13 protein-coding genes are annotated in these 17,462 nt (G+C 44.5%); 8 read left to right on the top strand and 5 right to left on the bottom strand.

Going from position 1 to position 17,462, the window contains the following annotated elements:
- Nucleotides 1-8: 8 nt before the first annotated feature.
- Entirely contained in the window at nt 9-3,146 is a 3,138-nt protein-coding gene (locus tag CI959_RS06540) for an ATP-binding protein (protein WP_057316249.1), read from the bottom strand.
- A gap of 239 nt (nt 3,147-3,385) precedes the next feature.
- Between CI959_RS06540 and CI959_RS06545 the strand changes: the two genes are divergently transcribed.
- Both CI959_RS06545 and CI959_RS06550 read left to right on the top strand, forming a co-directional pair.
- Nucleotides 3,386-4,153 (top strand): DUF5668 domain-containing protein, encoded by a 768-nt coding sequence (locus tag CI959_RS06545; RefSeq protein ID WP_011967198.1) that lies wholly within the window; start codon nt 3,386-3,388, stop codon nt 4,151-4,153.
- 7 nt (nt 4,154-4,160) lie between these two features.
- On the top strand, nt 4,161-4,955 hold the full coding sequence (locus tag CI959_RS06550; RefSeq protein ID WP_009016614.1) for a LytTR family DNA-binding domain-containing protein: 795 nt from the start codon (nt 4,161-4,163) through the stop codon (nt 4,953-4,955).
- A gap of 337 nt (nt 4,956-5,292) precedes the next feature.
- Here CI959_RS06550 and CI959_RS06555 read toward each other — a convergent pair whose 3' ends face one another.
- Together CI959_RS06555 and CI959_RS06560 are read right to left on the bottom strand one after the other, a co-directional pair.
- Entirely contained in the window at nt 5,293-5,808 is a 516-nt protein-coding gene (locus CI959_RS06555; RefSeq protein ID WP_057316247.1) for an FKBP-type peptidyl-prolyl cis-trans isomerase, read from the bottom strand.
- Nucleotides 5,809-5,812: 4 nt separating this feature from the next.
- On the bottom strand, nt 5,813-7,357 hold the full coding sequence (locus CI959_RS06560) for a glycine--tRNA ligase (RefSeq protein ID WP_009016615.1): 1,545 nt from the start codon (nt 7,355-7,357) through the stop codon (nt 5,813-5,815).
- Between the two features lie 207 nt (nt 7,358-7,564).
- Between CI959_RS06560 and CI959_RS06565 the strand changes: the two genes are divergently transcribed.
- From CI959_RS06565 to CI959_RS06575, 3 genes are all read left to right on the top strand, one after another.
- Complete coding sequence (locus CI959_RS06565) at nt 7,565-9,001, top strand: Gfo/Idh/MocA family oxidoreductase (RefSeq protein WP_057316245.1); 1,437 nt, start codon at nt 7,565-7,567, stop codon at nt 8,999-9,001.
- Nucleotides 9,002-9,380: 379 nt separating this feature from the next.
- A complete protein-coding gene (locus CI959_RS06570) occupies nt 9,381-9,758 on the top strand; it encodes a transposase (RefSeq protein ID WP_005862367.1) in 378 nt (125 codons plus the stop codon).
- A gap of 26 nt (nt 9,759-9,784) precedes the next feature.
- On the top strand, nt 9,785-10,747 hold the full coding sequence (locus CI959_RS06575) for an IS3 family transposase (RefSeq protein ID WP_009018803.1): 963 nt from the start codon (nt 9,785-9,787) through the stop codon (nt 10,745-10,747).
- Between the two features lie 497 nt (nt 10,748-11,244).
- Here the strand turns inward: CI959_RS06575 and CI959_RS06580 are convergent, their stop codons facing one another.
- Together CI959_RS06580 and CI959_RS06585 are read right to left on the bottom strand one after the other, a co-directional pair.
- Complete coding sequence (locus CI959_RS06580; RefSeq protein ID WP_005859997.1) at nt 11,245-11,685, bottom strand: hypothetical protein; 441 nt, start codon at nt 11,683-11,685, stop codon at nt 11,245-11,247.
- Nucleotides 11,686-11,783: 98 nt separating this feature from the next.
- Complete coding sequence (locus CI959_RS06585) at nt 11,784-12,551, bottom strand: porin family protein (RefSeq protein ID WP_005859999.1); 768 nt, start codon at nt 12,549-12,551, stop codon at nt 11,784-11,786.
- A 218-nt stretch (nt 12,552-12,769) separates the two neighbouring features.
- On the opposite strand from CI959_RS06585, the gene CI959_RS06590 reads away from it, so the two are divergent.
- From CI959_RS06590 to CI959_RS06600, 3 genes are read left to right on the top strand one after another with little or no spacing between them, the layout of a single operon-like run.
- On the top strand, nt 12,770-15,505 hold the full coding sequence (locus tag CI959_RS06590) for a DNA gyrase/topoisomerase IV subunit A (protein ID WP_005860001.1): 2,736 nt from the start codon (nt 12,770-12,772) through the stop codon (nt 15,503-15,505).
- 3 nt (nt 15,506-15,508) lie between these two features.
- Nucleotides 15,509-16,378 carry a DUF3316 domain-containing protein gene (locus CI959_RS06595; protein WP_009275233.1) on the top strand — a complete coding sequence of 290 codons (870 nt, stop codon included), beginning with the start codon at nt 15,509-15,511 and terminating at the stop codon, nt 16,376-16,378.
- A gap of 11 nt (nt 16,379-16,389) precedes the next feature.
- Nucleotides 16,390-17,406, top strand: coding sequence for a S41 family peptidase (locus CI959_RS06600; RefSeq protein ID WP_009275232.1), 1,017 nt, complete (start codon nt 16,390-16,392; stop codon nt 17,404-17,406).
- Nucleotides 17,407-17,462 lie beyond the last annotated feature (56 nt).

Here is a 17,462-nt window from a genome sequence, read left to right on the forward strand (position 1 = left end):
CCCTTCGATTACATCAGAATAATCCGATGCGTCAATAAAGTTGATATCTTGTCTTTTAAGATCTTCCCATTAATCGGTTTCGCCGTATAGGCATCAAATCCACTATTAATGATCCGTTGCTCATCTTGGGCGAAAGCATAAGCCGTCACCGCGATAATAGGCACGCTAGCAGAAACCTTACGAATCTCTGCGGTAGCCTCGTATCCATCCATGACCGGCATCTTTATATCCATCAAGATCAACTGAGGTTTGTGCTGATGAAATAGCTCCACAGCCTCCTTTCCATTCCATGCATGAATCAATTTATATTCAGGCTTTAATATAGACTCAAACAGGCGATAATTACTGGAATTGTCCTCAGCGATCAAGATCGTAACCTCACTTCGGGCGATCTTCTCCAAAGTAACAGGCTTCTGCTCTTCACTAGGAAATAATTCTTTCTTCGGCTGAAAAGGCAATGTAAACCAGAACTTAGAGCCTTTCCCTTCCATAGAATCAACCCCGATCGTTCCTTTCATCTGGGTAACAATCATCTCACAGATGCTTAAACCCAATCCTGTTCCTTGAGCGAAAGTGTTCAGTTTCACAAAACGTCCGAAAATATCTTTCCGTTTATTCTCCGGGATTCCGCAGCCCGTATCCTCTACATAGAACCACAACGTATTATCATCCCGCAGTTTATAGCCAAATGAGATCAATCCTGCCTGCGTAAATTTCATGGCATTGTTCAACAGATTGATCATCAGTTGGGACAGACGATTTCGATCCGTATAAATCACGCAAGGCTCCAGATAATCCTTAAATGAGATCTGTACATCCGGATTCTTATTCTTCAAATGAGCCGATTGCTCCAAATCCCTCAATACAGCGTTAATATCCACATAGTCATAAGTAAACTCCAAGGTACCCGCCTCAATCTTTGACAAATCCAAGATATCGTTTATCAACTGCAACAATAGGGAATTATTATTCTCGATAATATCAGCGAATTCCTTCTTATCCTCAAGGTTATCGGTCGAGGCGAGGATATTAGAGAAACCTACGATCGCATTCAACGGTGTACGTATCTCATGGCTCATATTAGCTAAAAACGCAGATTTCAATTTATTCGACTCCTCCGCCTTATCCCTAGCCATTCGAAGGTCATGTTCCAATTGCTTACGCTCGGTAATAGATATCGTAGACCCGATCAACGCTTTCGGTTTACCGGAAGCATCATATTCGACCATTACCTGTATCTCCTCCCACTCATGGCGATCTTCTCCCGGAATCAACCGCTCCAGACAATATTCTTTTCGTACTTTCTTTATTTTCCCATTACACAAATCATCGAAAGCCTTTTCCACGCAAGCCCTGAAAGACGGGTGTATCTTGCTGAAATATTCCTTCAACGAAACCTCATGGGTATGCACCTCTGCTGTCTCTATATTATCTCCCGGATGTACTTTCGACTCATAGATAATCTTCTCTTCAGCCAGATTATATCGCCACGGTAAAAGATCTGCCGCCTCTAACGCCATAGCCAGCTTATGATTCATGGCTTTCAAATGCGTCTGGAATTTATGGATATCCGTAATATCAATAAAAAACGCATCAACCACATTCTCTTCCGAGGTAGGCATGATGATAATCGTATAGTAAAGCCCTGTCGGCTCAAAATAATACTCATAAGTGAAGGATTTTCCACTCTCTAAAACCGTAGGCACTGCCGATAGAAGCAAAGGATAACTCCCGCCAATCAAATTTGCGATCTCTTTTCCACGCTTATTTACCACAAAATCTTTAGGAGCGATTTTCTCCTCGAAAGCATGGTTCACATCTAAAACCTGCACATCGATTTGCGTACCTTCTCGAATCAGTCGCTGCCGTATATAAGGTAACGGCATATTATTAAATAAATCACGGTAACGGGACAATAACCTCAACTCTACTTCCTTCATCTTTTGCTTAGAACGATACACGTAATGCCACGCTAAAAACACGACTACCAGAAAGAATATCAGAAAGCCTAACAGTTGCATCCAATATTTTTCCAAGAAAGAGGGAGGCGCATTCAAGTAGATCGCATCACGCGGGAAATTATCTTCATTAGATATCGCACTTATCAACGAAGCATAATTCAAATATTTATGAGGATCATTTACCGTCGAAACCGGGATCTTGCCCATATCTTCACCGTTATAAACTTGTTGTAGCAAGGGGATTAGAGCAGTCTCAATCGTTTTAGCGCTATTATAATATCCACCAATCGTATATCCTTCTTCCGCACCCATATCATATAAAGAAAAAACAGGATGCCTAGAAATACCGTTTATACCTTGATATAAAGTACTATATAATAACGAGTGATTCAAGAAAGGTTTCTCGGTAATCCACGAGTAATACATCACGGCTGTCGCTCGATGCGGATCTTTCTCCGACAGAACCGCCAATAAACTATCCATGGAGCAAGAACCCTCCGTATAAAAATCCACTTTCCCCTCAGGGAAAGAAGTTTCCATATGTTTCTCCATCTCATCCCGGAGCCATGTGGAAACATAACGTCTGTCGGATATGAAAATCAGACGTTTCAAACCCGGGATTAATTCCTTCACCAAGTCGATCGAACCTTTAACATAATAAGGGATAACCAATCCCGTAGCGTTATACCCCTTAACCGCCTCTTGTAAAGGAATCACCCTATCAGAGGAATGCCGCTGATTAAAATAACATTCATTTTCTGCCATTTCCCCCGTCTCCGAACAGACCAGAGTGGGAATATCCCCCCATTTCTCCCGGATCTTATCCCGCATAAAAGCCCATCCATTTACGCCTAAGTAGATAATTCCATCCGGCTTCTTCTTGTTAGCTTCAAAGAAGACCTCTTGTTTCTCTTTTAATTTCTCTGGCGTATCAACCAACATCACGCTTATATGATCTATCCGGAGAGTGTACTCCTCCGGGGTAGCGAACTTCGAGATCATGTTTAATAAATTACCAGACCAACGTTCGCCATCCACATATGAATTTATCACCAATACATACGATTCCTCCTTGACCGGATATGAAGAACTCCCATAAGCCGGAGTCGGCATACCGGCTATCAAGCATAAAATCAATCCAAAATAAAGTATTATTGCCTTTAAATTTATAATATTTCGTATCATTCCCTACATTCCTCTATTGCAGTTGTAAAGACAAAGATATTCCTTAATTATCAACTAATCTTATCAAACTAGTTTTTTTATCAAGTTTTGGTGTCAAATTCACGTTTCTTACAAACTAAAGGCTTTTTTAATCGGGATTATTCGGTTATTTACCGATACTCGTATAGAAATCAGCGGTATTTACTTGTGTATAGAATGACGAACCCGTACATTTGATAAAAAACAAAAAAATGGAACTTATGGATATGAAAGATTATGACATCGATTTTAAAGAGAAGAGGACAAACGGGTATCTGATCGCTACCTTATTTATCATTGTCGGTATATTATTTTTACTGCGGAATCTAGGAATGATAGATCCATCCTTATTTGACTTGCTTGTATCTTGGCCGATGCTGCTTGTCGTGTCGGGCATCTTTACGATTTTCCACCGTAATCCGGTAGGAGGTATGCTCCTCGTAGGCGTGGGAGTCTATTTCCTTTTCCCGCAGTTAAATTGGATCACGAACGATTTTTTACGTGTATATTGGCCGTTAGGATTAATCCTGTTAGGATTGGTCATCATGCTGAAGCGGAAAGATTCTATCCGCACGAAAAAGCATAAACGTCCCTTTAACCATCCCCCTTTCGGGCACAGAAAGCCTAACGATGAGATCAACTACGAGACAGATAACGGTTTCGTATCGGTTGACACCACTTTCAACTCGGTAAGGCACATCGTACTGGACCCCGTATTCAAGGGGGCGGACATAGACGTATCTTTCGGCAACGTGATTCTTGATCTTAAAAAAACAACATTAGAGGCTGATGAAACCATCATAAACATAGATAGCTCCTTCAGCGGCGTAGTAATATACGTTCCTAAAGGATGGCTGGTTCGTCTAAAGGTTGGTTCTTTCTTGGCAGGATGCCAAGATATGAGGGAACTGACAGAAGCAACCGACATGACGCATACACTATACATATGTGGAGACTTGTCGTTCAGCGGCCTTGAACTAAGAGACTAAACTCATCATGCAAGAACATCCTATTACAACATCCATATTACATAAAGGGCTGGGAAGCCTATTACTACTTTTAGCCATAGCGATCCAATGCGCATTATTAACTCTTTATGGCGATCTTCCGTTGAGCATCACTTTGGTCGATAGCCTACTTTCCATCGCATTGTTCGCCGTAGCGGGATATTATCTTTGGTATGTACAATGTACGTTACATATCATGCAAGCACGAGTGGCTTTCGCCGTACTCGTACAAATCGCTTGCATAGCCGGATGCTCGATCTTGCTACAAATATTCGGATTGGAAGATTGGGAGGAATTCTCGATCACGATTCCTTTTCGATTCCTGTTCGGCCTAATGGCATGGATCATTCTATCCCAATGGTATGCCAGTCGGGAAAGAAAGAGTGAGGCGGAACCTATCGTGAGACAAATGGAGGAAAAGACGGCACCTCCCCCGACTACCGTTCCGGAGGAGATTCTAGATCGTATATCCGTAAAAGACGGGGCACGTATTCATATCATCCCGATAAAAGAGATATTCTATTTGCAAGCATGTGGCGACTATGTGACCTTATTCACCACTTCCGGTCAGCACGTAAAGGAGCAAACCATGAAGTATTTCGAGCGAAGCCTTCCTTCTCCGGAGTTCGTTCGTATACACCGCTCTTATATCGTTAATACGGAACAGATATTGCGAGTAGAACTATTCGGAAAAGAAACCTATCAAGTACGATTAAAGGATGGAACCTATCTTCGTGCCAGTAGCGCTGGCTATAAGCTACTCAAAGAACGTCTTTCCCTTTAGCAGTCCTATGAAAGGGATCTAATCATCGTTAAAATTAGAAGATTTTGATTGTAATATATAGAGCTTTATGTTGTGTAACACTTTTTAGCAAGCATCGACATGTTACTTAACATATATTAGTTGCAAAAGACTTGACAAATGGTCTTGACGAACGTATCTTTGCATCGTGGTTTTTTCATAATAGTATTAGATTTAAGGTTAACAAAGTTTGGTTAGGGCTTGTCGTGAGACAGGCTTTAATTGTTTATAGAGGTTTGCTTCCCTAGATTTACATATAACTATAAAAAAACGGCCACCCCTAAAAAGAGGCGGCCGTAATTATTCTTAATGAAAGAACCTACTCTTTGACAATCCTTGTAACTTCCAAATCAAAGATCAAAGTCGTATAAGGCTTTATTATGACACTTCCCGAAGCACTCCTTCCAGCCGAACCGTATCCCATCTGTTGAGGAATCCAAATCTCCCAACGATCTCCTGGGTGCATATTCTGTAACGCTGTAGCAAAACCATCTACCATCTCAGAAACAGTAAGCTCGGCAGGGGCACCTGCCTCAAACGATTTATCATCAAAAACCGTTCCATCAATAAACGTCCCTTTATAATAACATTCCACCTTGCTCGTATAATAAATCGGCTCCTTACTCTCTCCTGTCTTCAAGACCTTGTAAAGGATAAATCCGGCATTACTTTGAGAACTCAACTGCTCGAAACCCGGAACCAGCATCTGGGCTTGAAAAGCCTCCTCATTCTGGACCTTCCAAACCTCATCCACCTCTAGTGCCTCATCATCCCCACAAGAGGTGATCATGAGCACGCAAAACAACATCAACGCGATATGCCAGTACTTCTTCATTCGTTTACTCTATTACCTTTTTCAATAAATTCTTCATGCTCACCTTCTCCGTGATAATATCGTGAAGCTTATCGATGCTTACGCGCTCTTGCTCCATCGTGTCACGGAAACGGATCGTTACGCAATTATCCTTCAAGGTGTCATGGTCTACCGTAATACAATACGGGGTACCGATCGCATCTTGACGGCGATAACGCTTACCAATAGAATCCTTCTCGTCGTATTGGCAACGGAAGTCGAAACGCAACATATTTATAATCTCCTCAGCTTTCTCGGGCAGGCCATCTTTCTTCACCAATGGCAATACGGCCAACTTGATCGGAGCCAAGGCTGCGGGCAACTTCAATACCACACGGCTCTCGCCATTCGCCAACGTCTCCTCGCAGTAAGAACCCGCCATGATGCTCAAGAACACACGGTCTACACCGATCGAGGTCTCGATTACATACGGAGTGTAACTCTGGTTCAACTCCGGATCGAAATACTGTATCTTCTTGCCGGAGAATTTCTCATGCTGGCTTAAGTCGAAGTTCGTACGGCTGTGAATACCTTCCACTTCCTTAAATCCGAACGGCATCTCAAACTCGATATCCGTAGCCGCGTTAGCGTAGTGAGCCAATTTCTCATGATCGTGATAGCGATACTTCTCATCGCCCAAACCTAGGGCTTGATGCCATTTCAAACGAGTAGACTTCCATTTCTTAAACCACTCGATCTCCTCACCCGGACGAACGAAGAATTGCATCTCCATTTGCTCGAACTCACGCATACGGAAGATAAACTGACGAGCCACGATCTCATTACGGAACGCCTTACCGATCTGAGCGATACCGAACGGGATCTTCATACGGCCAGTCTTCTGCACATTCAAGAAGTTCACGAAAATACCTTGAGCCGTCTCCGGACGAAGATAAATCTTAGTCGCTCCATCAGCGGTAGAACCCATATCCGTAGAGAACATTAAGTTAAACTGGCGAACCTCCGTCCAGTTACGAGTTCCGGAAATCGGGCAAACGATCTCGCAATCCAAGATCAATTGGCGAAGATCCTCGAAGTTAGACTCGTTCATCGCCTTACTATAACGCTCATGAATCTCATTCCATTTCGCTTGATGCTCCAATACACGAGGATTCGTCTCACGGAATTTAGCCTCATCGAAAGCGTCACCGAATTTCTTTGCGGCTTTCGCCACTTCCTTATTTATTTTCTCCTCGATCTTGCCCAAATGGTCCTCGATCAAAACGTCCGCACGGTAACGTTTCTTCGAGTCCTTGTTATCGATCAACGGATCATTAAAAGCGTCAACATGGCCGGAAGCTTTCCAGATAGTAGGGTGCATAAAAATAGCGGAATCAATACCCACTACATTCTCATGCAGCAAAGTCATGCTATCCCACCAATATTTCTTTATATTATTCTTTAACTCAACACCATACTGGCCATAATCGTATACCGCTCCCAAACCGTCATAAATCTCTGAGGAGGGAAATACGAAACCATACTCCTTACAGTGTGAAACTAATTTCTTAAATACATCTTCTTGTGCCATAATCTAATAATTTGCCAATTTTGTTAATATGCCAATGTGCCAATGATAAGTCCATCGGAGACCCGCCTGAGTGACACATTAGCACATGGTCTCCTTTATGCGGCTACAAAGTAAATGATTTTTTCCGTAACTATAGAAAGTTTTGTATATTTACGACGTAAATCGTTAGTGTTTGCGCAAACAGTATAATTTAAACAAGATAATACCATGAAATCAGAAGAAATCTCACGCCGCTCGTTCCTTAAGCGAGCGCTAGCCTTATCGGCAGTATCAGCCATCCCGTCGTTCTGGACACCCGCCCACGGACGTGTTCTACCTACTTCCCCGCTAATCAGCGCTAATGACCGGGTAAATATAGCGTTCATCGGCATCGGACAACGAGGGGGCGAGATCGCCAAGGAATTGTATAACACAGGTCTGTGTAACGTGGTAGCTCTCTGCGACGTGGACATGGGAGCCCCTCACACGCAAGAGATTATCAACATGTTCCCGAAAGCGGCCCGTTTTCAGGACTTCCGCACGATGTTCGACCGGATGGCGGACAAGATCGATGCCGTCAGCGTAGGCGTGCCGGATCATTCCCACTTCCCGATCACGATCGAGGCGATGGCGCACGGCAAACATGTATATGTAGAGAAACCGATGGCCCGCACGTTCCAAGAAATAGAGATCATGATGCGTGGAGCGAAGAAATACGGCGTTGTCACCCAAATGGGTAACCAAGGACATTCCGAGGCGAACTATTTCCAATTCAAGGCATGGAAAGAGTCCGGTATTATCAAGGATGTTACCGCCATTACCGCCCATATGAATAATCCGCGTCGCTGGCACGGATGGAACCCGAATATTAGGCATATGCCTATGGGAGAACCGGTTCCCGAGACGATGGATTGGGACACATGGATCGGCGTAGCTCAATATCATGATTACAACCATGACTACCATTTGGGACAATGGCGTTGTTGGTACGACTTCGGAATGGGTGTCTTAGGAGACTGGGGAGCGCATATTTTGGATACGGCACATGAATTCCTAGATTTAGGATTGCCTACAGAAATAAATCCGCTTTATTTGAAAGACCATAACCCGTTCTTCTTCCCGATGTCATCCACCCTTCTGTTTAAATTCCCGGAAAGAGGGAATATGCCGGCCGTGGATATCACTTGGTACGATGGACTGGACAATATCCCCGCCGTACCGGAAGGTTATGGTGTCTCGGAGCTCGACCCGAATATCCCGACCGTAGCCGGAGGGAAGATACAACCGGCGAAGTTGAACCCGGGCAAGGAAATCTACTCGAAAGAATTAACCTTCAAGGGTGGTTCTCATGGAAGTACCTTATCTATCATCCCGGATGAGAAAGCGAAAGAGATGGAATCCCGCTTACCGGAAGTGCCGAAAAGCCCGTCTAACCATTTCGCGAACTTCCTGTTAAGCTGTATGGGTAAGGAGAAAACCCGCTCACCGTTCTCGATCGCCGGCCCATTAAGTCAGGTATTCTGTCTCGGCGTATTAAGCCAGCGCTTGAACCGCAAGCTCGTCTTCGACCGTGACACGAAACAGATCACGAACGATCCGGAGGCGAATAAGATGCTATGTGGAGTACCGCCTCGCAAAGGATGGGAACAATATTATACCATTTAATTGAAACATGGAGAATTGAAAGTTATTCGCTCATCGCTTTAACTTTCAATTCTCTCATATAGTTTATAAGCCTATTTGCTACAACATCTACAACTATCCCTGCATTCATCTGGTCTTAGGATGATTAACTAATGGTGGTAGATAAAAAACATCTACAATTATCTAGCTCTATCTACCACTATTTACCGCTATTTACCACTTTTCCATCACCTAACACAACGCTTCTCCACACTCACCATATAGCATTATCCGATCTCCTTTCAACACGGATAAAATATTAACATCTAGCCATTTGTAGTTTTTTAACCTAAAAAACAAAAGTTTTGTCTTATGCTGATATAGGTAGACACATTCAATAACAATAAAATGTGTAATTATTATGCGCAAAAAACATGAGCATTACAGCGAAGAAGAGAAATTGCATCTTCTTCATTCTTATTATCAATCCGGCATGAGCAAAACCAGTTTTTGCAAACAACATGGTATTAGTGGGATAACTTTGTTAAATAAATGGCTGGCGAAGTATGAATCAGTGGTAAAAGAGGTATCTTTGGCTCCGTGTCAAGCCCCTACGGATATGAGCGATCGAAGCAAAGAGGATTACCATGATGAAAACGCGCGACTCAAGAAGCGTGTTAAGGAGTTGGAGAAGGCCCTTGCCTTCTCCCGGTTGGAAACCGAGGCCCGTGATTTAATGATCACGCGTGCGGAAGAGTATTTTAACATTCCCATCAGAAAAAAACCTGGGGCCAAATAGTAACGGAACTGGTCAGGCTTCGCAAGATGAAAGTAGCGCCAGCCTGCCGTCTGTTTGGCCATTGTCGTCAAGCCTATTACCAGTCCAAGGCTGACATTGGGAGCCATGTGAAGAATGAACGTCTCATGCTGGATACCGTACGTGAGATACGTGGCGAGGATCCCGGTATCGGTGGTTACAAGCTGTGGATCATGCTCACCGCCCTCTTCGGAGAGAGGTTCATGCCCGGTCGCGACAGCTTCTACACGCTGCTTCGTCGACACCGCCTGATGCTTCCTCCCCGCAAAGCCAGGGGCACAACCAATTCCAACCATCGTTACCATAAGTGGAAGAACTTGATAAAGGGCTTTGTCCCAACCTCTCCCAATCAACTGTGGGTTAGCGATATTACCTATATACCGCTTGCCGGCGGAGACGTCTGTTACCTGCATCTGGTCACGGATGCTTATTCCCATAAGATAGTGGGATGGGTACTGGCTGATAGCTTGCGTGCCTCAGCCACGCTTGAGGCGTTGCGGCAGGCCATAGACCAGGCCGTTGAGATGACAGGGAGTGAAAATCTGGAGGGCCTGATACACCACTCTGACCGTGGCGTGCAGTATTGTTGCGACGCGTACGTGGAGCGCCTTCGGCGGCATGGCATTGCCATCAGCATGACGGAAGACTACAAGCCCACGGACAATGCCGTGGCGGAACGTATCAATGGGATAATTAAAGTGGAACGCCTCTATAGGCAAGGGCTGTTCGAGACCATCGAGCGTGCCGCGAGCGTGATAGAGCGCTACATCTACTTCTACAACTACCGCCGACCGCACATGAGTGTCGGTTATAAAACCCCGGGCATAGTGCACGGGGAGAAGGAAACGCAAATAAAAATGTGGCGGAATAAAAGAAAACCCGTGAAAAGTAACGAGAAAGAGATGGATACGATAGCTTTGCAAAGCCGAACAACTAATCTCTCAGAAGGGCTCTGTTCGGCCCAGAGGTAATGTGTCTATGTTATCAGTATGAAGTTAAAAGAAGTGACTACTATATCAGTATTACTTTATAACTACTGTCTACTGATTACGTTTATAAACAAAAAAAGTGTCTAGATAAATCAGGAAAAGACATTTATTATAGGAAAACAAAAGTTTAATAAGCGGAAAACTTTTGTTTCTCTATAGGGAAACTAAAGTTTCCTCAGTATGAAACTTTTGTTACCTCTAAGAGAAATGTCTTTTGCTTTTAATCCCGACGCTACGCTCTGCATTTTTTGTTATATTTATGGCAAATATAGAAAACCATAAGAACTAAAAGAATTTTCAAATTACCGAAGGAAAAGTACAAGGAGTGAGAACAACTACGGAAGGGGTCTTATTGTATAAGGGTATTTCATGAAGACCGGAAATCCGAACGAACAAGGATTGGACGAATAGGCACCCTATACGAAGGAAAAAACATTCGTGATGACATTCCATATCGAATAAAGTCATCACGAACGCCTTCAAATATACTCATAGGACTCCGAGAAACTCGACTGGGAGCTAGAAGAAGCCAATTCTTCAGAGACTAATTGATGCAGATTGCCATTCTGATCATAGGACTTCGTGATCCGACGAAGCTCTATGGGTTTCTTCTCTGTCGGGAGAGAAGTATAAACCATGATCTCCATGTTCAATCCGTTCTCATTGCGGTACTCGCTATATCGGAGAACCTCGGACGTTTCGGGATCACGAATCGTTTCTTTTGTCAACAACCCTGTCTCATCGTACTCATAGTCCGTATAAGTAAGCTTCCGGCCGAGTTCGTCGTACTCAACTTTCCGTTCCAGAAGATTATTCTTATAAGAAAAGACTGTCACCTTGCTCTTGCCAATAACCGGATATTCAGTAATCCCCTTTATTTTCCGGCCTTGTTCATCATACTTATAATGAAGCGTAGACAAATTATGATACGTCTGATCTAGGTTTCTGTTGAAGTAAACTTCTTACGCCAAAAGACACCGAATATTCGTCAGATTCGTATCCTATGAGTGATTTGCCGTTAAAGCTTGAACTTATACCCAACCGTCAGACTCATCGTATTGTAATTGGCACCGACACTTCTTACTTCATACAGAGAGAAATTATCGCCATCGATCTTATAGTTACCGCCCTCATCACCTAGAGAGAGATCATACCCCAGATTCATCACCCAGTTATTCACCTCTATACCAAAAGAAGTTGTCAATCCCCAATCAAAAGAATTCACGTCTCGAAATGGATGATCGGCGTTTTCAGCCTCATCATATCCCGAATGGCCATAACCATAACTATACCCTAGGCCAGTAGATTTGACATATTTACCAAGCGCCTGCGGCTCCTTCGAATACCCCATCGTAAACGAAGATCCCCAATTCGTATCATTCTTGACAGATACACCGGCATACATACCGACCGCTAAATGCATACGTACCTCTTTCGACACTTTCCATGAGAAATCAGCCATCACGGGCAATTGCAAAAAATGTTGCGTGATACCACCGGTCATCATCTCTTTCAAGACATACGTGGCAGACTCCGTCGTTCTCGGATAATCTCCCAACGAATACCCTCTATTCGCATAATATAAACCGGATTTCAGTCCAATCCATCCCGGTTCAAACTGGTAAGATACACCAACGCCTACCTTAACCCCCGCACGCCAGCTAGATCCCATTCCAACACGATTAACCGCGGCAAATCCACCCTCCGGAGTAATCCCCCAGCGTGATTGAGCGCTCACCATCAAGCCGCTCAAAGCGCATAACACAAATAAAATCAGCTTCTTCATATCATATTCTTTTATATGTAAATATCAATTGTTATTGATAAGACAAAAGATTCTGAAAAACCCCTACCACCTAAATATTTATTTTATAAAATCTCTTTATTTAACGCAAACTCACTCTCGTAAAAGCCTCATTCTTATAAAAACTGCCGAATATTTGCTATATTTACACCCTGTTAGCAATTTGGCGTAATAGCGTTGTGTAGAAAGAACTGGATTTTATGAGACCGGAAGATAAAGAAGACGATTATATCGAGGATAAGGAAAACGAGGAAATTGAGGATATAAATAGTGATACCCAAGATAACGAGACTACGGAGGAAGAGGCGAATACCCATTCCGACTATAAAGTCCCGGGGAAAGGGGATACACGTGTCACGACCTATCATTTGTCTGGGATGTACCAAAACTGGTTCCTAGACTACGCTTCTTATGTGATCTTGGAACGGGCCGTTCCGCATATCAACGATGGACTGAAACCCGTACAACGACGTATCCTGCACTCCATGAGGAGGTTGGATGACGGGCGGTATAACAAGGTTGCAAATATCGTAGGTCATACGATGCAGTTCCACCCTCACGGAGACGCCTCTATCGGAGATGCCTTGGTGCAATTGGGACAAAAGGATCTGTTGATCGATTGCCAAGGAAACTGGGGTAATATCCTGACGGGAGACGGAGCCGCCGCTCCTCGTTATATAGAGGCTCGCCTTTCCAAGTTTGCCTTGGAGACCGTATTCAATCCCAAGACAACCCTTTGGCAGCTTTCTTACGACGGGCGTAATAAGGAACCGGTTACCTTACCGGTAAAATTCCCTTTATTGCTGGCACAGGGCGTGGAAGGTATCGCCGTAGGCCTGTCTTCCAAGATACTCCCTCATAATTTCAATGAGTTATTAGATGCTTCCATCGCCTATCTACGGGGAGAGGAATTCGCGTTATATCCGGATTTCCAGACAGGAGGCTCTATCGACATAGCCAAATATAATGATGGAGAACGGGGTGGATCGGTGAAAGTCCGTGCGAAAATCGGCAAGCTCGATAATAAGACATTGGTGATCTCGGAGATCCCGTATGGAAAAACAACCTCTACCGTGATCGAGTCCATCCTAAAAGCGAACGATAAAGGAAAGATCAAGATCAAGAAGGTAGACGATAATACCGCCAAGGATGTAGAGATCTTGGTGCATCTCGCTCCGGGGGTCTCTTCAGACAAGACCATCGATGCTTTATACGCCTTTACGGATTGTGAGATCAGTATCTCCCCAAACTGTTGCGTGATCAAGGAGGACAAGCCGCATTTCCTTACGGTCAGCGATGTGCTTCGCCACTCTACGGATCGTACGCTGGAGCTGTTACGGGAAGAGCTCAAGATCCAGAAACAAGAGCAGGAGGAGGCCCTGTTCTTCGCCTCCCTTGAAAAGATATTTATCGAGGAACGTATTTATAAAGACCCGGAGTTCGAGAACGCCAAGAACATGGACGAGGCGATATCCCATATCGACCTTCGTTTAGAGCCGTTCAAGCCCCGATTTATCCGTGAGGTTACCCGGGACGATATCCTGAAACTCATGGAGATCAAGATGGGACGTATCTTAAAGTTCAACTCCGACAAGAGTAACGAGTTCATTGCCCAGACCTTGGAACAAATCGCCAAGATCAACGATAAGCTGGAACATATCGTCGACTATACCATCGATTGGTTTACCATGCTGAAAGAGAAATACGGCAAGGCTTACCCTCGCCATACCGTGATACGCAATTTCGACACGATCGAGGCGACCAAGGTCGTAGAGGCGAACGAGAAATTGTATATCAACCGTCAAGAAGGTTTCATCGGCATGGGACTGAAAAAGGACGAGTTCATATGTAACTGCTCGGATATAGACGATGTCATTATCTTCTATCGCAACGGTACTTATAAGATCGTCAAGGTAGCGGATAAGATCTTTATCGGTAAGGATATTCTATATGTCAACGTATTTAAGCGCAATGACAACCGGACGATTTACAACGTTATATACCGGGACGGTAAGTTCGGATATAATTACATCAAACGCTTCGCTGTCACGGGCGCTACACGCGATCGGGAATACGACCTGACCAAAGGTACGGAAAACTCCCGTGTCCTTTACTTCAGTGCAAACCCGAACGGAGAGGCGGAGACCGTCAAGGTAATCCTGAAACCCAAACCCCGGCAGAAACTACTCGTCTTCGAAAAGAACTTCAGCGAGATAGCCATTAAGGGACGGGGTTCTCAAGGTAATATCCTGACGAAAGCGGAAGTGCACAAGATCAGCCTCAAGCAGAAAGGCTCTTCCACCTTGGGAGGCCGGGAAGTATGGTTCGACTGGGACGTACTCCGGTTAAATTACGATGGACGGGGAGAAGAGCTAGGCGAGTTCCATAGCAACGATCAGATATTGGTGATCCTGCCGAACGGCGATTTCTACGTCACGAATTTTGACCTTAGCAATCACTACGAGTCCAATATCATGGTCATCGAGAAATACCAGCCGAGCAAGATATGGACTGCCGTATTATACGACGCGGATCAGAAATATTATTATATCAAACGATTCCTGCTGGAGGTAAACACCCGGAAGCAGAATTTCCTAGGAGAGAATCCGAAGAACCGCTTGATGTTGCTTACGGATGAGGTCTATCCTCGTATCGAGGTGATCTTCGGAGGCCACGACGCCTTCCGGGAGGCTCTCATCCTCGATGCCGACGAATTTATCGCGGTGAAAGGCTTCAAAGCCAAAGGTAAACGAATCTCTACATTTGAGGTCGAGACAATCAATGAGCTGGAACCGAATCGCTTCGTCCCTTCCGAAAACGCATCGGAATCAGACGATACCGAAGGCAATGAGGAGGGAAACGACACTGACGACGGGCAGAGTACCACGGATATTATCGATGAAATTACGGGACAGATGAAATTGTTTGACGAATAACCTATGAAAGCTATCACCTGTTTGATTGGTTTGTTCCTGCTGTTTCTCGCGTCACCGGCCAAGGCCCAGTCCGATGGAGACGAGATCCCTTGGTCTATCAACAGCGGGACCATGGTCGGTATAGGAAGCTACAACCTAATGGACACCTATTTATCTCCCAGCATGGAAGATAAGAAATATACAGGCCCCGGATTACGGGTAATGAATGAACGGATGAAGAGGGTCCGACTGGCAAACTATCGGGTATCCAGACAGCAAATCATAAGCGTCGATCTGGCTAGCACGGATAATGCTGCCTCTACCGCTACGGATTTCGCGGGCTTTATCGATTATACGTTGGGTTACTATTATCATTTGCCCACGGTATTGCCGGATTTAAAGCTTCTGGCGGGTGGTGCCGTGCATGGCATGAGTGGTTTTATATACAATACCCGCAACGGAAATAACCCGGCCTCAGCGAAAGCGGATATCGATTTGAACATCTCCGCCATGGCGATCTATAAGTTACGCGTCAAGGAATATCCCATGACGCTACGCTACCAGTTCACGATCCCCTTCGCTGGTGTTTTATTCTCCCCCCATTACGGGCAATCGTATTACGAGATCTTCAACCTAGGGAATGCCTCGGGAGTGGTGCAATTCAATTCCTTCCATAATAAATTCGCCATGAAGAACTTTTTCACGGTAGATTTCCCGGTTTGTAATTTTACGATACGGGCAGGTTACCTAAACAGCTCTTACCGTACAGATGTCAATGGGATACAGTCTCATATAATCTCTCACTCTTTTATGATCGGCCTCGTGAAAGAATTCATCTCTTTCGGAGGAAAACGCCTAAAGAATACTCAGCGGTTCAGAAGCGCTTATTATTAAAAGGAAATCAAATGAAACGATACCTTATATATATATGTATATCTCTCGGATTCCTGTTTACCGGATGTGAGAAATCGGACGAATACGTGGCCTCCCCACAGGAGAACTTTGAGGCGCTTTGGAAAATATTGGATGAGAATTACTGCTTCTTCGAATACAAGGACATTAATTGGAACGAGGTTCACGACCGTTATAAGACACAGATAAGCGATACGATGAACCAATACGTCCTATTTGACGTATTAGGCGATATGCTAAACGAGCTGAAAGACGGGCATACCAATTTGATATCCACCTTCAATATGTCCCGCTATTGGGATTGGTATCTCGATTATCCGGATAATTTCGACTCGGACATACAAGAGAATTATCTCGGAAGGAACTACTCGATCGCCGGAGGACTTAAATACACGACATTGAGTGACGGGCAGATCGGGTATATTTACTACGGTAGCTTTTCCAGTTCGGCCGGCGAAAGCGGTTTGGATCACATATTCTATCAATTCAAGGATTGCAAAGGTTTGATCTTCGATATTCGGGATAATGGCGGTGGCATGTTATCAAACGCCGATCGCATCGCTTCCCGTTTCTTGGAGGAAAAGATACTGATCGGCTATATCCAACATAAGACGGGTAAAGGGCACGATGACTTTTCCGAACCTTATCCCCTTTATCTCTCACCTTCCGAGCGTATCCGCTGGTTACGCCCTGTCGTGGTCTTAACGAATCGTCATTGCTACAGCGCCGCCAACGATTTCGTGCAGAAAGTACGCATGATGCCTTATGTAACGACGATGGGAGATCGCACCGGAGGCGGTAGTGGCTTCCCCTTTAACTCCGAGTTGCCCAACGGCTGGGGTGTCCGTTTCTCCGCGTCTCCCATGCTAGATGTAAACAAACAGCATACGGAATTCGGTATCGATCCTACATATAAGGTTTCTATGACCCAAGAAGATATCGAGAAAGGTAAAGATACGATTATCGAGGCGGCGATCACCCACCTCTTGTCCGAGACCGAGAAGAAATAAGGTTTCGCTAAAAAAACAACGCAAATATTTGCAAGTTTATAAAAAAGCATTACCTT

This window comes from Parabacteroides sp. AT13 (assembly GCF_002272965.1).
GTDB classification, from domain to species: Bacteria; Bacteroidota; Bacteroidia; order Bacteroidales; family Tannerellaceae; genus Parabacteroides; species Parabacteroides distasonis.